Below are 17,143 nucleotides of genomic sequence, written 5' to 3'. Positions count from 1 at the left end.
GTTTTTTTGTTTCTGCGGGCTCTGCGGTTCTGCTTTACTTCGCTCAGCTTTCGCTGACGTGCCAATCACTTCTGATTGAAGCCTTGCCTCGCTTCGGCTAAAGCAAAGGGGTCGCCGCAAGGAGCGGCGGTCCCCGTCCGCATCATCAACCCAGCCAGCGGCGTGCGTTCTGGAACACGCGCAGCCACGGGCTCGCGTCCGTGCTGCCCTCACCCCAGCCTTCCGGATGCCAGCTCATCTGCACCGCGCGATGCACGCGCTCGGTGTGCGGCATCAGCACGCTAAAGCGGCCATCAGGCGTCGTGACCGACGTGATGCCGTCCGGCGAACCGTTCGGGTTGAACGGATACTGCTCCGTTGCCTGACCACGGTGATCGACGTAACGCATCGCCACGGCCACCTTCGACGCATCGCCTTGCTGCGAGAAGTCCGCGTAACCTTCGCCGTGTGCAATCGCCACCGGAATGCGCGAGCCTTCCATGCCGGCGAAGAAGATCGACGGCGAAGCCTGCACTTCCACCAGCGAGAAGCGCGCTTCGAATTTCTCCGACTTGTTGCGCGTGAACTTCGGCCATGCTTCGGCGCCCGGAATCATCGATGCTAGGCTGCTCATCATCTGGCAGCCATTGCAGATACCCAGCGCAAACGTGTCTTCGCGGCCGAAGAACGCAGCGAACATATCTGCGAGTTGCGAGTTGAAACGAATCGCCTTCGCCCAGCCTTCGCCGGCGCCCAGCGTGTCGCCGTACGAGAAGCCGCCGCACGCCACCGCACCGGCGAAATCCGCCAGGTTGGCGCGGCCGGCCAGCAGGTCGCTCATGTGCACGTCGTGCGCGTCGAAGCCGGCGCGGTCGAATGCATAAGCCGTTTCGAGGTGCGAGTTCACGCCCTGCTCACGCAGGATCGCGACACGCGGGCGTGCGCCCTTGCCGATGAACGGTGCGGCGACATCTTCCGAAGGATCGAACGTGAGGACAGGCGAGATGCCCGGATCGGCGGCGTCGGAAAGCGCGTCGTATTCGGCATCGGCGCAAGCCGGGTTATCGCGCAGACGCGAAATACGCCAGCTCACTTCGCTCCACGCGCGATGCAATTCGGTACGCGGTGCGTCGTAGATCTTCTTCGCGTCGCGATAGATTTCGATCGTGTCACGCTCGTTGGTCTTGCCAATCACGTGCGAGCATGCCGACAGACCGTGTTCACGCAAGGCGCCCAGCACCGCGTCGCGGTCCGCTGCGCGCACCTGAATTACGGCGCCGAGTTCTTCGGTGAAGAGCGCGCGGATCGTGCGGTCTTCACGACGGCCGCTGGTCTGCTTCGCCCAGTCTTTCGCATCGCCATAGTCGGATTCATGGTTCGGATCGAGCACCAGCATGTCGACGTTGAGCGACACGCCAACGTGACCCGCAAACGCCATTTCGCAAACGGTCGCCCACAGACCGCCGTCCGAGCGGTCGTGGTACGCGAGCAGCTTGCCGTCGCTATTGAGCGACTGGATCGCGGTGAAGAAACGCTTCAGATCTTCCGGGTCGTCGACGTCCGGCACCGTGTCGCCGACCTGCTGCGTGACTTGCGCGAGGATACTGCCGCCCAGACGATGCCTGGCGCGGCCAAGGTCGATTGCGATCAGCACGGAGTCGCCCACGTCGCCCGCGCTGCGCAGTTGCGGCGTGAGGTGCTTACGCACATCTTCGACCGGCGCGAATGCCGAGATAATCAGCGAGACCGGCGCGACGACTTCCTTCGCCACGCCACGGTCTTCCCACTTGGTACGCATGGACAACGAATCCTTGCCCACTGGAATGCTGATGCCGAGCGCCGGGCACAGTTCCATGCCAATGGCCTTGACCGTGTCGTACAGCGCGGCGTCTTCGCCCGCTGCGCCGCATGCGGCCATCCAGTTCGCCGACAGCTTGAGCTTATCGAGCGACGCGATCGGCGCCGCCGCGATGTTGGTGACCGCCTCGCCGACCGCCATGCGGCCCGACGCCGGCGCGTTGATCACGGCAAGCGGCGTACGCTCGGCCATGGTCATCGCTTCGCCGCGGAAGCCCGCGTAGTCCATCGTCGTAATCGCGACGTCGGCCACCGGCACTTGCCACGGACCGACCATCTGGTCGCGCGCAGTCGTGCCGCCGACCGAGCGGTCGCCGATCGTGATCAGGAACGACTTGCTGGCAACCGTAGGATGACGCAATACGCTGACCGCCACTTCCGACAACGCGATGCCGGTGACATCCACCGGTTCGAGCTTCTGCTCAACGCGCTTCACGTCGCGATGCATGCGCGGCGCCTTGCCGAGGAGCACTTCCATCGGCATGTCGACCGGCTCGTGTGCGGCGTCCTTGTTCGATTCGGAGTCGATCACCTTCAACTGACGTTCGGCCGTGGCCGTGCCGACCACCGCGAACGGGCAACGCTCGCGCTCGCACATGGCTTCGAACGCGGGCAGATCGCCCGGCGCAATCGCCAGGACGTAACGCTCCTGCGCTTCGTTCGACCAGATTTCGCGCGGCGACAAACCGCTCTCTTCCAGCTGGATCTTGCGCAGATCGAAGATCGCGCCCTTGCTGGCGCCGTCCACGACTTCCGGGAACGCGTTCGACAGACCGCCCGCGCCCACGTCGTGAATGCTCAGAATCGGGTTCTTCTCGCCGAGCTGCCAGCACGCGTTAATCACTTCCTGCGCACGGCGCTCGATTTCCGGATTGCCGCGCTGGACCGAGTCGAAATCGAGTTCGGCCGTGTTGGTGCCGGTCGCCATCGAGCTGGCGGCGCCGCCGCCCATGCCGATGCGCATACCCGGGCCGCCGATCTGGATCAGCAGCGAGCCTTCCGGCAGATCGTGCTTGTGCGTGTGCTGATCCGAAATATTGCCGATACCGCCGGCGATCATGATCGGCTTGTGATAACCGCGCACCAGACCCGCAACGTTCTGCTCGTACGCCCGGAAGTAGCCACCCAGATTCGGCCGCCCGAATTCGTTGTTGAACGCGGCGCCGCCGAGCGGGCCGTCGATCATGATTTGCAGCGGCGACGCGATGCGGTCAGGACGGCCATACGCTTCGTGCTTGTCGTCCGGGTTCCGGTGAGCCAGCGGCTGCGCGGCATCACGGGCGTTTTCCCACACTTCCACGCCGTCCGGCAATTCCAGATTCGACACCGTGAAGCCTGCCAGACCCGCCTTCGGACGCGCACCGCGGCCGGTCGCACCTTCGTCGCGGATTTCGCCGCCCGCGCCGGTCGAGGCGCCCGGGAACGGCGAGATCGCGGTTGGGTGGTTGTGCGTTTCCACCTTCATCAAGGTGTGCGTCAGTTCGACGTTGCGGCGATAGTGTTCGGGCAGCGCGCCGGGTTCAGCCGGCGTGCGCGGGAACCAGCGCTCAGCCACGCCACCCGCCATGATCGCCGAGTTGTCCGAATACGCGACGATCGTGCCTTGCGGGTTCAGCTTCTCCGTGTTGCGGATCATGTTGAACAGCGAGATGTCCTGCTTCTCGCCGTCGATCGTCCAGTCTGCGTTGAAGATCTTGTGACGGCAGTGTTCGCTGTTGGCCTGCGCGAACATCATCAATTCGACGTCGGTCGGGTTGCGGCCGAGTTTCGTGAAGGCGTCGACGAGGTAGTCGATTTCGTCGTCGGCGAGCGCGAGGCCCAGTTCCGTGTTCGCCACTTCCAGCGCGCCACGGCCGTTGCTCAACACGTCGACGGTTTGCAGCGGCTTGGCCGGCAGCTCGTCGAACAGATGCAGCGCATGGTCACGCGAGGGCGACACGCTCTCGGTCATGCGGTCGTGCAGCGCCGCGGCGACGGCCGCGCGGGCTTCGTCGGAGAGCGCCTTCTTGCCGCCCAGCAGACCGCTTTTCAGCGTGACCGTGTATTCGACGCCGCGCTCGATGCGGCGCACCTGTGTCAGGCCGCAGAGGTGGGCAATATCGGTTGCCTTGCTGGCCCACGGCGACACCGTGCCGAAGCGCGGCACCACGAGGAAGGTTTCAGCCGTGCCGCGCTCTTTGGTTTCTTCGAGCGGATCGCCGTAGTGCATCAGCGCTTCGATCTTCGCGTTGTCTTCCGCCGACAGCGGATTTTGCGCATTGACGAAGTGCAGATACTGCCCGCGCACGCCGGTGATGTTGGCGTCGATGCGCGTGAGCGTGTCGAGCAGGCGGGTTTGACGGAAATCGGAAAGGGCCGAAGCGCCGGGGAAACACGAGAAGTGGGCCATGGACTTGACGTTGCGTCGCTAATGTTGCCGATGAGTGATGCCGATGAGTCGCGCGTGAAGGCGACGTGAGGCGCAAAGGAAGTCCGAGATTATACCCCGGGAACGGCCTTCCAACGGGCGTCGCACCAGGGTTTTGGCGGGGTCTGCGTGGCCGGTCCGCCGTTTTGACTGCTATCATTCGCCCTTTCACCAGATCGGCGCGAGCAGCCTGAGGAATCCCGGGCAGTGCGCCGCATGCCACGCTTAACGGGAACGCGGCGTTTCGGCGTCCCGCCGGCAAATCGAATCAGATCATGGATGTCATCGTCATTGGCGGCGGAATTGTGGGCGTCGCCACCGCTTATCAACTGCGCGCGGCCGGGCACCGGGTATGCGTCGTCGAGCGCCACGCAACGGTCGCGCAAGGCGCGACCTATGGGCACGGCGGCACCGTGCTGCCGACCCCGCTCGACGTCTGGTTCGGTCCGACTTTCATGGCGAGCCGTCAGGGCGCCAAAAACGGCGTGATCAGCAAGACCGGCTTTAACGGGCCGGCACGCCAGTTCGTCAAGCAGCTGGCCGCTTTGCAGGAGCCGGAGGCGTTCAGCCGGCAGTACGCGCGGCTGCGTCCGTTGATCGAAGCATCGCGCGAGGCGATGGCCGACATCGAAGCGCGCTTCGGGCTGGAATTCGAACAGGCGAGCGGCCTGCTCTATCTGGTGCGTTCCGGGCAGGAATGGCAACAGACCCAGACCGCGCTCGATCTGCTGCGCCAATACGAAGTCCCGCACCATGTGCTCACGCCGGCCGAATGCGCCGCGTTTGAGCATTCCGTGCGAACCGAGCCGGAATTCGCCGGCGGCGTGCTGTTCGACCACGAGCGCACAGCCAACTGCCCGCTTTTCGCGAAACTGATCAAGCAGACCCTCGATACGCAAGGTGGGGTGCAATTCATGCTGGGCTGCGAAGTCTCGGCGATCCGCCTCGAGGGTCAGCGCGCCGCAGTGGAACTGGCGCCACGGCCTGGCATGGCATCGCGTTCACGCGAAGTCGACGTGATCAACGCCGATGCGATCGTCGTGGCTGCCGGTTACGGCAGTCTGCCGCTGCTCGAACGCCTGGGGCTGCGGCTGCCATTGCATCCGCTGCGCCTGCATAACCTGGTGGCGCCGATTGCGCATGAGGAATGCGCGCCGCACGTCGCGATTGTCGACGCGGTCAAGCGGATTACGGTCAGCCGCATGAATCATCGCCTGCGGGTTGCGGGCGGTGCGGTCCTGCAGAGCGCCGGACAGATCGACAAACCGCTCGGCGAAGCGTTGACAAAGGAAGCGCTGGCGCTGCTGGGTCAGGCGACGCACGACTGGATCCCGGGCGCCGCCCGGATTTCCGCGGCTTTGCCGTGGGAAGGCGTAAAACTGCTGTCACCGGACGGAATGCCTGTGATCGGCAATGCGCTTCATCCGCGCCTGTTTGTGAACGCCGGCCACGGGCCGGCCGGTTGGGGTCTGGCATGCGGGGCGGGCAAGCTGATCGCCGACCTGATTTCGGACAAGCCCCCCGACGTCCCCGCGGACACTCTCGCTGCACTGCGCGCGGACCGATTCCAGTAAATGGCGCGGCGGGAGCGTTCGGCACTACCATAGTGGCTCCCAACGCTTCCTCACCTTGCCCACAAGGTGAACTCCAAGCCTCGCCATGACAGTGCCCGAATCCACGCTCCCGACGCTAATCAGCCCGCACAACCGCGCGTTGCCGCTGCTCACGCTAACCGATCTGCGAATCCTTGAAACCCAGGCCGCAGCGGCACTGCCTCGGCACACCCTGATGTCTCGCGCCGGCAAAGCAGCCGCGAGCTACCTGCAGGAACAGATCACCCGCGACCCCTCGATCGAGAAATCGAAGCACAAGGTATGGGTCGTAGCCGGCCCGGGCAACAACGGCGGCGACGCTTTAATTGTGGCCGCGGAGCTGCACCAGGCAGGCATCGCCGTAGACCTTTGCATGCCGCTTGAAGTCAAACCGGACGACGCCCGCTGGGCGCTCGACACCGCCCGTGCGGCAGGCGTAGCCATGACATCGACACCGCCGGCTTCGCTGGAAAGCTATACATGGCTGGTGGACGGCATGTTCGGCATCGGCCTGACCCGCCCTCTGGACGGCGTCTTCGCCACCATCGCCCGCCAGCTTTCACAACGCACGAAAGCAAAGTCCAGAAGAGGCGGCGTCCTGGCACTCGATACGCCAAGCGGCCTCGACAGCGACACCGGCACGGTCGTCGGTGAAAAACAGAACCAGGGCGGGGGTCGAAGCGAAAACCAGAACGACGGTGCCGCAACAGTTCACGCCACCCACACGATCACCTTCATCGGCGCCAAGCCCGGCCTCTTCACGGCGCAGGGTCGCGATCTTGCCGGCACGGTAACGGTGGCGCCGATCGGCATTGACAGCACCAGCCGCACGGCCGTGCAACTCAATGCGCCGGAGCTATTCGCCGACTTCCTGCCGCCGCGCGACTTTGCCACCAACAAGGGCACCTTCGGCAGCCTCGCCGTGGTCGGCGGCGACACCGGCATGTGCGGCGCGCCGATCCTCGCCTCGCGCGCGGCGCTCTACACCGGCGCGGGCAAAGTGCACGTTGCCTTGCTCGGCGACGGCGCCCCGCCCTACGATCCGCCGCATCCCGAACTGATGCTGCATGCGATCGACGATCTGCCGCTCGACAAAATGGACGCGCTCGCCGTCGGTTGCGGCATGGGCGTGCGCGACATCGCCACGCGTGTCATGCACGACGTGCTGACGCTCGACGTACCCAAACTGTTCGACGCCGACGCGCTCAATCTGATTTCAACAGACCCATCGCTCGCGGCCAAAGTCACCGCGCGCGGCGTACAAGGCGATCCTTGCGTGCTCACGCCGCATCCGTTGGAAGCCGCGCGCCTGCTCGGCACGGATGCGCCGGGCGTGCAACGCAACCGCCTCGCCGCAGCACGCGCACTGGCTGCGCGCTTTGCCGCGGTGGTCGTGCTGAAAGGCACGGGCACGGTCATCGCCGCGCCGGACGGCCGCGTCGCGATCAATCCGACCGGCAATGCCGCACTCGCGACAGGCGGCACCGGCGACGTGCTCGGCGGCATCATCGGCGCACTGCTCGCCCAGCATCTGCCGCGTTACGAAGCCGCGCTGGCAGGCGTCTACCTGCACGGCCTCGCCGCCGACACGCTGAGCGCGCAAGGCCACGGCCCAGCCGGGTTGACGGCGGGTGAACTCGCGCCGATGGTGCGGACTCTGCTCAACCGTATGTTCTATCCGGCAACGGGTGGATGAGGCTGCGGGTGAATGAAGCGCCCCATCCAGCACCTCAAACCGGGTGTCCTGAACGTGACGCCCCATCCCACAGTTTGCATGGGACGCCCAATCCGCTGCCACCCGTCACACAACGCCGTTATACTGATTGACTGCGCCGCGCGTCGGGTTCATCGCGGGTTACGGCGAAATTTTGGTGAGCCGTTCGATCTCCGGGCGAACTCGCGAAGTTTCACCGCAACCCACCGCGAACCCCACCGCGCGGCATCGCTCTAACAGCATCGTTGCATCATCCTCGGCAGCGCTTCACGCGCGCGCCTTTCTTCGTGCCCCTTCGTTAGACGGACGCTATGACGCAGAACTCGCTCCCCTCCTGGTCCTCGCTGCAAACGCATTACGAGAAGATTCGCGATGCGCACATGCGCGACTGGTTCGCCCCCGAGAACGATCCCGCCCCTACCCGTGCTGAGCGCTTTGCGTTCGCGGGCGGCGGTCTCGCGGCCGATTTTTCGAAGAACCGCATCACCGACGAAACCCTGAAACTGCTGGTGCAACTCGCGCGCGAAGCCGGCGTCGAGAAACGCCGCGACGCGATGTTCGCGGGCGAAGTCGTCAACCCGACCGAAGGCCGCGCCGCCTTGCACACCGCGCTGCGCGCCACCGATTCGAAAGCACCGTTCCATGCGGAAATCCAGGCGGAACGCGCGAAGATGGCGGCGTTCGCCGACAAGGTTCGCAGCGGCGAGTGGACCGGTTATACCGGCAAGCGGATTCGCTACGTCGTGAACATCGGCATCGGCGGCTCGGACCTCGGGCCGAAGATGGTCGTGCACGCACTGCATCATCTGGCCACGCCGGAGATCACCACGCACTTCGTGTCGAACGTGGACGGCGCGGATCTGTACAACGTGATGCAGATGATCGATCCCGAAGAGACGCTTGCGATCATCGTCTCCAAGACCTTCACGACGCTCGAAACGATGACCAATGCGCGCTCGCTGCGCGACTGGTTCATCGAGAAAGGCTGCCCGGAGAGTGCGCTGGCGAAGCACTTTGTTGGCGTGTCGGCCAATCCTTCTGAGGTGGTCAGGTTCGGCATCGCGAAAGAAAACGTGTTCGAGATGTGGGACTGGGTCGGTGGGCGTTATTCGCTGTGGTCGGCAGTGGGTCTGTCGATCATGATCGCGATCGGCCCGCAACAGTTCGGCGAACTGCTGGCCGGCGCCAACGAGATGGACCAGCATTTCCGCGACGCTCCGCTCGAAAAAAATCTGCCGGTGCTGCTCGGCATGATTGGCATCTGGTATCGCAACTTCTTCGGCTCGCAAAGCTATCTGGTCGCGCCGTATTCGGAAGCACTGCATTTCCTGCCGTCGTATCTGCAACAGCTCGAAATGGAGAGCAACGGCAAGTCGGCTCGCCTGGATGGCGCGATGGTCGACTATCCGACCGCCGCCGTGACCTGGGGCGAACCGGGCACGAACGGGCAGCATGCGTTTTTCCAGATGCTGCATCAGGGCCCGACGATCGTGCCGATCGACTTCATCGCCGTGTTGACGCCGGAGCATCCGCTCGTCAGTCATCATCCGAAGCTGCTGGCGAACTGCTTCGCGCAAAGCGAAGCGTTGATGCTCGGCCGCACGCTCGAAGAAGCGAAGAAGGTTGCCGGTGCGGACAAGCCGGAACTGGCGCCGCATCTGGTGTTTCCGGGCAACCGTCCGACGAGCACGCTGCTGGTCGATGCACTCACCGCGCGTTCGCTCGGCGCATTGATCGCGCTGTACGAGCACAAGGTGCTGGTGCAGGCATCGGTATGGGATATCAACCCGTTCGATCAATGGGGCGTCGAGTTGGGCAAGATCCTCGGCAAGGTAGTCGAGGCGGATCTGACGTCAGCAAGCGTCGATGAGAAGAAGCATGACTCGTCGACGTCGGCGTTGATCGCGCGGGCGCGTGCTGCCTTGAAGCGATGAGCGTGAGCGGCGCGTTTCCTCGCGCCGCATGCGCTGAATGTTCACGCGCGCCTGGTTAGCGGCGTTGCGTTATCGCGTTGCATGAGATGAAAAGCAAAGCGGGCCCTTGTGGCCCGCTTTGCTTTATACGAACGAGTGACGCATGGCTGGCACGCTGCTCAGGCCAGACGTCCCGCTTCGATGGTCACCGTCGTATCGCAGCGGCGCGCCAGCTCGATGTCGTGCGTGACGAGGATCAACGTGGCGCCGTTCGCGCGGTTCATCTCGAACATCAAATCGATCACCGCGTGACCGGTGGCTGCATCGAGACTGCCGGTCGGCTCGTCGGCAAATAGAATCGCCGGATGGGTGACAAAGGCTCGCGCGAGCGCGACCCGCTGCTGTTCGCCGCCCGACAGCAGCTTCGGATAGTGCCCGGTGCGCTTAGCGAGTCCCACCTGCTCCAACAATCCGCGCGCACGCGCCGCGGCCTCGCGCGTACCGATGCCGCCTTGCAGTTCGAGCGGAAGCGTGACGTTTTCGAGCGCCGTCAAATGCGGCATCAGTTGAAACGACTGGAACACGAAACCGACCGAGCCGCTGCGCAACGCGGCTCGCTCGTCTTCGTTCAACTCGGTGAGCTCGCGGCCGAGCAGTCGAACCGAGCCCGAGCTCGCGCTGTCCAATCCTGCGAGCAAGCCGAGCAGCGTAGACTTGCCCGACCCGGATGCACCGACGATCGCCACACTGCTGCCGGCATCGATAGCAAGATCGATGTCCTCGAGAATCGTCAGTTCGCCTGTTGCATCCTTAACCTTCTTGCACAAACCCCGCACTTCAATGACTGGATCAGTTTTGTTTAGCATGGTGAAGCGTAGGTTGAAAGTGCGCGCCGTAGCGACGGCGCTGACTACTGCATTCGGCCCGGCCGTGCTGGCCGCAACCCTGTTTTCGTTGCCCTTCCCGGCCTATGCGGCCAACCCGCCCGAACAGGCCAAGCCGGTGATCGTCGTGCTCGGCGACAGCATCTCGGCCGAGTACGGCTTGCCCCGCGACACTGGCTGGGTTGCCTTGATGCGCCAGCGCCTCACCGATGAGCGAATCGATTATAGCGTCGCCAATGCAAGCATCAGTGGCGACACCACGAGCGGTGGCCGGGCCCGCTTGCCGGCGCTCCTGCAGCGGCTCAAGCCGAGTATCGTGATCGTCGAGCTCGGCGCGAACGATGCGTTGCGCGGCGTACCGCTCGCCACCACCGAAGACAACCTGCGCACGATCATCGAGCAGGCTCAACAAGGCCACGCGAAGGTCGTGCTGGTCGGCATGTATGTACCACCCAATTACGGCCCCGACTACACGCAAAAGTTCCACGGCCTGTACGGCGAACTCTCGAAGCAATTGCGTGTGCCGTTGGTGCCCTTCCTGCTAGCTGGCATCGCCGACAAACCGGACATGTTTCAGGCGGATCAGATCCATCCCACGCAGCAGGCACAGCCAGTGCTACTCAACAACGTGTGGCCGGCTGTCAAGCCACTCCTTCGCACAAGTTCGCCGCACTGAAAAGCTCGCTAACAACTTGTTTCCGGTAATTGGGGAGCGCGGATCGGCAAGATCGCTCCGACTTTCGTAATCCCGCGCAACCCGGCTCGATTCTGAGCGACTTCTGAGGAGATAACGTGAAATATTTACCGTTAATCGCTTTGACCGTGGCAATTTCTGCATGCGCCGCTCAACCGCCGGCAGGTGTCCAATCCGTGGGCCAAAGCCAGCAGCCGCCGAAGGCCGTCGCGACCTGCATCGCGCAAAAATGGGCCGATAGTTCGCAACAGCAAGTCGTGTCGCAAGACACCATGGCTAACGACCAGGCAATGGATGTCTATGTGCCGGGTCAACAGCCACCTAACGGCGCAGCCGCCGTCGTACGGCCCTCCTACAGCGGCCCGGGGTCATGGGTCGGCTTCCGCGCCAGTGGCGCTGCGGGCAGCGATGCCACCAGTTCGATCAGCGCTTGCCTCTAGGGCGGCTAACGACATAACAAGCTGCGCTCCCCGGCAGACCATTTGACGCGCTTGCACGCGTCAAATGAAAAAGCCCCGCAATTGCGGGGCTTTTTTGTGGCTGCGCGCTTTACCTGCTTGCGCGCGCCCACGCCGGTGCTTATTGGCCGCTCGCCTGCGCATTGCTGCTGTCGAGCGAGCCGTAGAACTTCACCTTCGAACGGGCGCGCAGCGACTCGACGTAAGCTTCAGCGTCGGACTGCGCATCGACTTGCGCAATCTGCTGTTGCGCAGCAGCCAGACGTTGCGGATCGATCGGGGCACTTGCAACGACCGCGTTCACGCGATAGATCGCATAGCCGTCGTCGCCAAGGTCCACACCGACGTACGCAGGTAATTTTTGCGCGTCTGCTTTGTAGATTGCACTCAATGCAGCCGGCGGCACGCCTTGCGCATCGTTGCGCGACACCTTCAGCGACGACGAGAAGCCCGTCGTGGCCTTCGACTTGTCGAGCTCCGCCAGTTTCGCGATGCCTTCCTTGTGAGCGGCCTCGTTCGACTGAACCGCGATCACTTTCTGACGCACTGCGTCCTTGACGGCGTCGAGCGCCGGCACGGCTGCAGCCTTGTAATCGGTCACGCGGGCCGCAATCAGCGCGTTACCGCCGACGTCGATCGCTTGCGTGTTGTTGCGCGCGGTGACCGCGTCGTTCGCGAACACGGCAGCCAGGAACTTCGCATTGTTCAGCGGGCTGTCAGGCGGCAGCTTCGGATCCGGCTGCGGCGTAACCGTGGCCGTTTGAAGTTGCAGCTTGTACTTGTCGGCAGCGGGCTGCAGGGTCTTCGCCTTCTCGTAAACGATCGACGTGAAGCCTTCCGAGTCGTCACTAAATGCCTTGCTCGCCAACTGCGTTTTCAGGTCTTTTGCAATCTGATCTTTCACTTCGTCGAACGGCTTGGTGACGGCCGGCTTCACGTCCGTGACCTTGACGATGTGATAGCCGAAGTCGGTCTGCACGATGCCGCTGACTTCGTCTTTCTTGAGACCGAACACCGCGTCGTCGAACGCCTGACCGCCTGCGATCATGCCGCGACCGAAGTAACCCAGGTCACCGCCCTTCGACGCCGAACCCGGATCCTGCGAATTCTGCTGCGCGATCTGCGCGAACTGGTCCGGATGTGCCTTGACCTGCGCGAGTACCTCATCGGCCTTCTGCTTTGCCTTAGCCTTGTCAGCCGCGCTTGCATCTTTCGGCGCGGCGATCAGGATGTGGCTCGCGCGCACCTGACCGTCCGTTCGGTAATGGGCGATGTTGTCGTCGTAGTACTTTTTCAGATCAGCATCGCTCGGCTGCACGGCGGCAGACAACGTTGCCGGCGACATCACAAGGTACTGGATCGTTGCAGTTGCGGGCGTGGCGAAGGCGTTGCGATGCGCGTCGTAATACGCCTGAAGTTGCGCGTCCGTGGGCTGCACCTTCGCTGCATAGTCGCGCGGATGGAACGCAATACCCTGCACTTCGCGCTGCTGTTCGGCGAGCTCGGTGAGATGCTGTGCGAGCGTCTTCGATGTGAAGGCGCTGCCTTGAATGCTTGCAGGCAACTGCTGCGTGGAAATGCTGTAACGCACGCGTTCGTCGTATTGATCGGGCGTCATGCCTTGCATTGCGAGCAGCTGCTTGTAACGGTCGACGTCGATCGAGCCGTCAGGATTCTTCAGCGACGAGATCACCGGATCGTTCAGCAGCACACGGCGCACGGCGTCGTCAGAAGCGGTCAGATGCAGGCGCTGTGTTTCGTCGGCCAGCACTCGCTGCTCGATCAGACCGTCGAGCATTTCGCTACGGCGCGCAGGCGTGTCGAACGACTTCATGTCGAACTGCGCACCGAGCATTTGACGGGCGCGGTCTAGCTGCTGACGCATCGCGTCGTCATACTCTGCGCGAGTAATCTTGTGGCCGTTGACGCTGGCGACGTTTGCACTTTCGTCAAAGAAGCCGCGGAAGCCTTGAATACCCACAAAACCCAACCCCGGCACAATGACGAGGATGAGCATGAACATCATCAGGCGTTTGTGATTGCGGAAAAAATCGAGCATGCGTGAGGGAGTGCCAAAAACAGAACGCCCGATCTTACAACAGCGGGCAATAAAAAAGGCGAACCGGAGTTCGCCTTTCGTGGATACTGGCGGAGTGGACGGGACTCGAACCCGCGACCCCCGGCGTGACAGGCCGGTATTCTAACCGACTGAACTACCACTCCTTATACTGCACTTGTACTAAACAGAACCACTATGCCGAATCTGAAACTGGTGGGTGCTGAGAGGCTCGAACTCCCGACCTACGCCTTGTAAGGGCGCCGCTCTACCAACTGAGCTAAGCACCCGTTTCGCGATTCAGCGTGCTTCTGCTTTTGCTGCCTGATTGATCAACTTGCGTATCAACTAGTGCGACGCCAAGTCACATAGATCACGCAGAATTCGTCGCACTTCTTTCTAACGAACCCGCAATTCCTCAAGCAGCAAGCCCATTAGTTTAGCGCATCCTTCAGAGCTTTGCCAGGCCTAAATTTAGGGACCTTCGCTGCCTTGATCTTGATGGCGGCGCCAGTGCGCGGATTGCGTCCTGTGCGCGCGGTACGCTTGCCCACGGCAAAAGTGCCGAAACCCACCAGCGTCACCGAACCGCCCTTCTTCAATGTACCTTTGACCCCACCGATCACCGCGTCGAGTGCACGACCTGCCGCAGCCTTCGAAATATCGGCTTGCTGGGCAATGTGATCGATCAATTCCGTTTTATTCATTCCAACCCCCGAGAATGTTTGTGGCAATCGTGACGGCGCTCTGTAGCGCCTGGCATCACGCGGCCGGCGGGTAACGCCGAGCCGACTCATTAGAATTGGCCGAAACCCTTGTGTCAAGCGGGGTTGAGCCTGATTTAAGCGGTTCTGGAGGGCGTTCTCTGTCACCAGATCTTGCTATAGATCGATGCGCGCGCAACCAGTCGACGGCTCAGAACGTCCTTTACTCAAAAAGTGGGATTGCGCGCATTCCGGACGTGATTTCCGGTATCTCGCAGGCATTAAAAAACCCGCGACCGAGGCCGCGCGTTTTATACAGCAAACAGCTTTCGCCGCTGACTAGCTTAGTGTTTGACGACTTCCGTTGCAGCAGCGTCTTTACCCGGCTCAGCCGCCGCGACAGGCGCAGCGGGCTTGGGCTCTTCGTCCGGCAAGGCCTGCGGCACACGTTCAAGCGCCAGTTCGAGCACCCTGTCGATCCAGCGGACCGGCATGATTTCGATGGCGTTCTTCACGTTGTCCGGAATCTCCGTCAAGTCCTTGACGTTTTCTTCCGGAATCAGCACCAGCTTGATACCGCCGCGATGCGCTGCCAGCAGTTTTTCCTTCAGGCCGCCGATCGGCAGGACTTCGCCACGCAACGTGATTTCGCCCGTCATCGCGACATCGGCACGAACCGGAATACCAGTCAACACCGACACCAGCGCGGTGGTCATCGCAATACCGGCCGACGGACCGTCCTTCGGCGTCGCGCCTTCCGGCACGTGGATGTGAATATCCTGCTTCTCGAACGCTTCGTCTTTGATACCCAGACGGCGCGAACGCGAGCGGACCACGGAGCGCGCAGCCTCGACCGATTCCTTCATCACGTCGCCGAGCGAACCCGTGCGGATCACATTGCCCTTACCCGGCATCACCGCGGCTTCGATGGTCAGCAGATCGCCGCCCACTTCCGTCCACGCAAGACCCGTGACCTGGCCAACCTGATTTTCCTTCGCGGCCAGACCGAAGTCGTACTTGCGCACGCCGAGGAAGGTGTCGATATTGCTGCCGTCGACCGTTACCGCGCCTTCCGCCTTCTTCAGCAGAAGCATCTTCACGACCTTGCGGCAGATCTTCGAAATTTCACGCTCGAGCGAACGGACGCCCGCTTCACGCGTGTAGTAACGAATGATGTCGCGGATCGCAGTTTCCGTCACATCGACCTCGCCATCCTTGAGGCCGTTGTTTTTCTTCTGCTTGGGCAAAAGATAACGTTGCGCGATGCTGACCTTCTCGTCTTCCGTATAACCCGACAGACGGATCACTTCCATCCGGTCGAGCAGCGGCGGAGGAATGTTCAGCGAGTTCGACGTCGCCACGAACATCACGTCCGACAGATCGAAGTCGACTTCGACGTAGTGATCGGCGAACGTATGGTTCTGTTCCGGATCGAGCACTTCCAACAGAGCCGACGACGGATCGCCGCGGAAATCCTGGCCCATCTTGTCGACTTCGTCGAGCAGGAAGAGCGGATTGCGCACGCCGACCTTGGCCAGGCTTTGCAGAATCTTGCCGGGCATCGAACCGATGTACGTACGACGGTGACCGCGAATCTCGGCTTCGTCGCGCACGCCGCCGAGCGCCATACGCACGAACTTGCGGTTCGTAGCGCGAGCGATCGACTGACCCAGCGACGTCTTACCGACACCCGGAGGCCCAACGAGGCACAGGATCGGCGCTTTCACCTTGTCGACACGTTGCTGGACCGCAAGATACTCGAGAATGCGTTCCTTCACTTTCTCGAGACCGAAGTGGTCTTCGTCGAGCACGCGTTCCGCATTCGAGAGGTCGTTGTTGACCTTGCTCTTCTTGCGCCACGGCAGGCCGATCAGCGTATCGATGTAGTTACGCACGACGGTCGCTTCAGCCGACATCGGCGACATCAGCTTGAGCTTCTTCAGCTCGGCGTCGGCCTTCTTCTTGGCTTCCTTCGGCATGCGGGCAGCCGTGATGCGCTTCTCGAGTTCTTCGAGATCCGCACCTTCTTCGCCCTCGCCCAGTTCCTTCTGGATCGCCTTGACCTGTTCGTTCAGGTAGTACTCGCGCTGGCTCTTCTCCATCTGGCGCTTCACACGCCCACGGATGCGCTTTTCGACCTGCAGGATGTCGATCTCCGCTTCGAGTTGCGCGAGCAGATGCTCGAGGCGCTCGATGACCGGGAACATTTCGAGGATGTGCTGCTTCTGGTCGAGCTTGAGCGGCAGATGCGCCGCGATCGTGTCGGCCAGGCGGCCAGCCTCGTCGATACCCGACAGCGACGTCAGGATCTCCGGCGGGATCTTCTTGTTCAGCTTCACATACTGATCGAACTGCGACACGATCGCGCGGCGCAGCGCTTCAGTTTCAGCGCTGTCGGCGTGGTCGGGTTCGAGCGGCATGACTTCGCACGAGAACTGCGTTTCCTGTTCTTCGATGGAAAGCGTTTTCGCGCGCTGCAAGCCCTCGACGAGCACCTTAACGGTGCCATCGGGCAGCTTCAGCATTTGCAGGATGTTGGCGATACACCCTACTTCGTACATGTCCTTTTCGGTCGGCTCATCTTTCGCAGCCGTTTTCTGGGCGACGAGCATGATGTGCTTGCCGCCTTCCATCGCTGCTTCGAGAGCCTTGATCGACTTCGGGCGGCCTACGAAGAGCGGAATCACCATGTGCGGGAAGACGACTACGTCACGCAGCGGGAGCAGCGGGAGCGTAATGCGTTCCGGCGGAAGGAGTTGGGTTCCTGACATTTCATTTCCCCATGAGTGGAATCAGTTCGTTCGATAGGTGAGGCCAGCAGAAAAGATTGCAAGCCTCCGCGTGTGGGAAAAGTTCAGTGACTCCGAAGGTTCAGTGACTCCATA

The 17,143-nt window shown here is 62.4% G+C and carries 10 protein-coding genes and 2 tRNA genes; 5 read left to right on the top strand and 7 right to left on the bottom strand.

The window, feature by feature from the left end:
* Nucleotides 1-145 precede the first annotated feature (145 nt).
* A complete protein-coding gene (gene purL, locus PQQ86_RS08715; RefSeq protein WP_408265780.1) occupies nucleotides 146-4,225 on the bottom strand; it encodes a phosphoribosylformylglycinamidine synthase in 4,080 nt (1,359 codons plus the stop codon).
* Between the two features lie 293 nt (nucleotides 4,226-4,518).
* Here purL and PQQ86_RS08710 point away from each other — a divergent pair, with 293 nt between their 5' ends.
* The 3 genes from PQQ86_RS08710 to pgi all read left to right on the top strand — a co-directional run bounded on the left by PQQ86_RS08710 (nucleotide 4,519) and on the right by pgi (nucleotide 9,483).
* The gene (locus PQQ86_RS08710; RefSeq protein ID WP_408265779.1) at nucleotides 4,519-5,817 is read left to right on the top strand and encodes an FAD-dependent oxidoreductase; all 1,299 of its coding nucleotides are present in this window, start codon (nucleotides 4,519-4,521) and stop codon (nucleotides 5,815-5,817) included.
* Between the two features lie 85 nt (nucleotides 5,818-5,902).
* On the top strand, nucleotides 5,903-7,531 hold the full coding sequence (locus tag PQQ86_RS08705) for an NAD(P)H-hydrate dehydratase (protein ID WP_408265778.1): 1,629 nt from the start codon (nucleotides 5,903-5,905) through the stop codon (nucleotides 7,529-7,531).
* 329 nt (nucleotides 7,532-7,860) lie between these two features.
* Complete coding sequence (gene pgi / locus PQQ86_RS08700; protein WP_408265777.1) at nucleotides 7,861-9,483, top strand: glucose-6-phosphate isomerase; 1,623 nt, start codon at nucleotides 7,861-7,863, stop codon at nucleotides 9,481-9,483.
* Between the two features lie 158 nt (nucleotides 9,484-9,641).
* Here pgi and PQQ86_RS08695 read toward each other — a convergent pair whose 3' ends face one another.
* The gene (locus tag PQQ86_RS08695; protein ID WP_408265776.1) at nucleotides 9,642-10,328 is read right to left on the bottom strand and encodes an ABC transporter ATP-binding protein; all 687 of its coding nucleotides are present in this window, start codon (nucleotides 10,326-10,328) and stop codon (nucleotides 9,642-9,644) included.
* Here PQQ86_RS08695 and PQQ86_RS08690 point away from each other — a divergent pair.
* Both PQQ86_RS08690 and PQQ86_RS08685 read left to right on the top strand, forming a co-directional pair.
* On the top strand, nucleotides 10,327-11,022 hold the full coding sequence (locus tag PQQ86_RS08690; RefSeq protein ID WP_408265775.1) for an arylesterase: 696 nt from the start codon (nucleotides 10,327-10,329) through the stop codon (nucleotides 11,020-11,022). The two genes, PQQ86_RS08695 and PQQ86_RS08690, sit on opposite strands and share 2 nt — an antisense overlap.
* A 116-nt stretch (nucleotides 11,023-11,138) precedes the next feature.
* Complete coding sequence (locus PQQ86_RS08685; protein ID WP_408265774.1) at nucleotides 11,139-11,480, top strand: hypothetical protein; 342 nt, start codon at nucleotides 11,139-11,141, stop codon at nucleotides 11,478-11,480.
* Nucleotides 11,481-11,619: 139 nt separating this feature from the next.
* Here PQQ86_RS08685 and PQQ86_RS08680 read toward each other — a convergent pair whose 3' ends face one another.
* From PQQ86_RS08680 to lon, 5 genes are all read right to left on the bottom strand, one after another.
* Nucleotides 11,620-13,557 (bottom strand): SurA N-terminal domain-containing protein, encoded by a 1,938-nt coding sequence (locus tag PQQ86_RS08680; protein ID WP_408265773.1) that lies wholly within the window; start codon nucleotides 13,555-13,557, stop codon nucleotides 11,620-11,622.
* 87 nt (nucleotides 13,558-13,644) lie between these two features.
* Nucleotides 13,645-13,721, bottom strand: a tRNA-Asp gene (locus PQQ86_RS08675).
* Nucleotides 13,722-13,768: 47 nt separating this feature from the next.
* Nucleotides 13,769-13,844, bottom strand: a tRNA-Val gene (locus tag PQQ86_RS08670).
* Nucleotides 13,845-13,988: 144 nt separating this feature from the next.
* A complete protein-coding gene (locus PQQ86_RS08665; RefSeq protein WP_266210673.1) occupies nucleotides 13,989-14,351 on the bottom strand; it encodes an HU family DNA-binding protein in 363 nt (120 codons plus the stop codon).
* Between the two features lie 251 nt (nucleotides 14,352-14,602).
* On the bottom strand, nucleotides 14,603-17,029 hold the full coding sequence (gene lon, locus PQQ86_RS08660; RefSeq protein WP_408265772.1) for an endopeptidase La: 2,427 nt from the start codon (nucleotides 17,027-17,029) through the stop codon (nucleotides 14,603-14,605).
* Between the last annotated feature and the right edge of the window lie 114 nt (nucleotides 17,030-17,143).

The sequence above is a fragment of the Paraburkholderia sediminicola genome (assembly GCF_046026675.1).
GTDB classification, from domain to species: domain Bacteria; phylum Pseudomonadota; class Gammaproteobacteria; order Burkholderiales; family Burkholderiaceae; genus Paraburkholderia; species Paraburkholderia sediminicola_F.
The sequence above is the reverse complement of the archived record's forward strand: the minus strand, read 5'-3'. Positions and strand labels throughout refer to the sequence as shown.

Coding starts and splice junctions, on each gene's coding strand:
- purL (WP_408265780.1), bottom strand. CDS start 4,225: ATGGCCCACTTCTCGTGTTTCCCCGGCGCTTCGGCCCTTTCCGATTTC.
- PQQ86_RS08710 (WP_408265779.1), top strand. CDS start 4,519: ATGGATGTCATCGTCATTGGCGGCGGAATTGTGGGCGTCGCCACCGCT.
- PQQ86_RS08705 (WP_408265778.1), top strand. CDS start 5,903: ATGACAGTGCCCGAATCCACGCTCCCGACGCTAATCAGCCCGCACAAC.
- pgi (WP_408265777.1), top strand. CDS start 7,861: ATGACGCAGAACTCGCTCCCCTCCTGGTCCTCGCTGCAAACGCATTAC.
- PQQ86_RS08690 (WP_408265775.1), top strand. CDS start 10,327: ATGGTGAAGCGTAGGTTGAAAGTGCGCGCCGTAGCGACGGCGCTGACT.
- PQQ86_RS08695 (WP_408265776.1), bottom strand. CDS start 10,328: ATGCTAAACAAAACTGATCCAGTCATTGAAGTGCGGGGTTTGTGCAAG.
- PQQ86_RS08680 (WP_408265773.1), bottom strand. CDS start 13,557: ATGCTCGATTTTTTCCGCAATCACAAACGCCTGATGATGTTCATGCTC.
- PQQ86_RS08665 (WP_266210673.1), bottom strand. CDS start 14,351: ATGAGTCGGCTCGGCGTTACCCGCCGGCCGCGTGATGCCAGGCGCTAC.
- lon (WP_408265772.1), bottom strand. CDS start 17,029: ATGTCAGGAACCCAACTCCTTCCGCCGGAACGCATTACGCTCCCGCTG.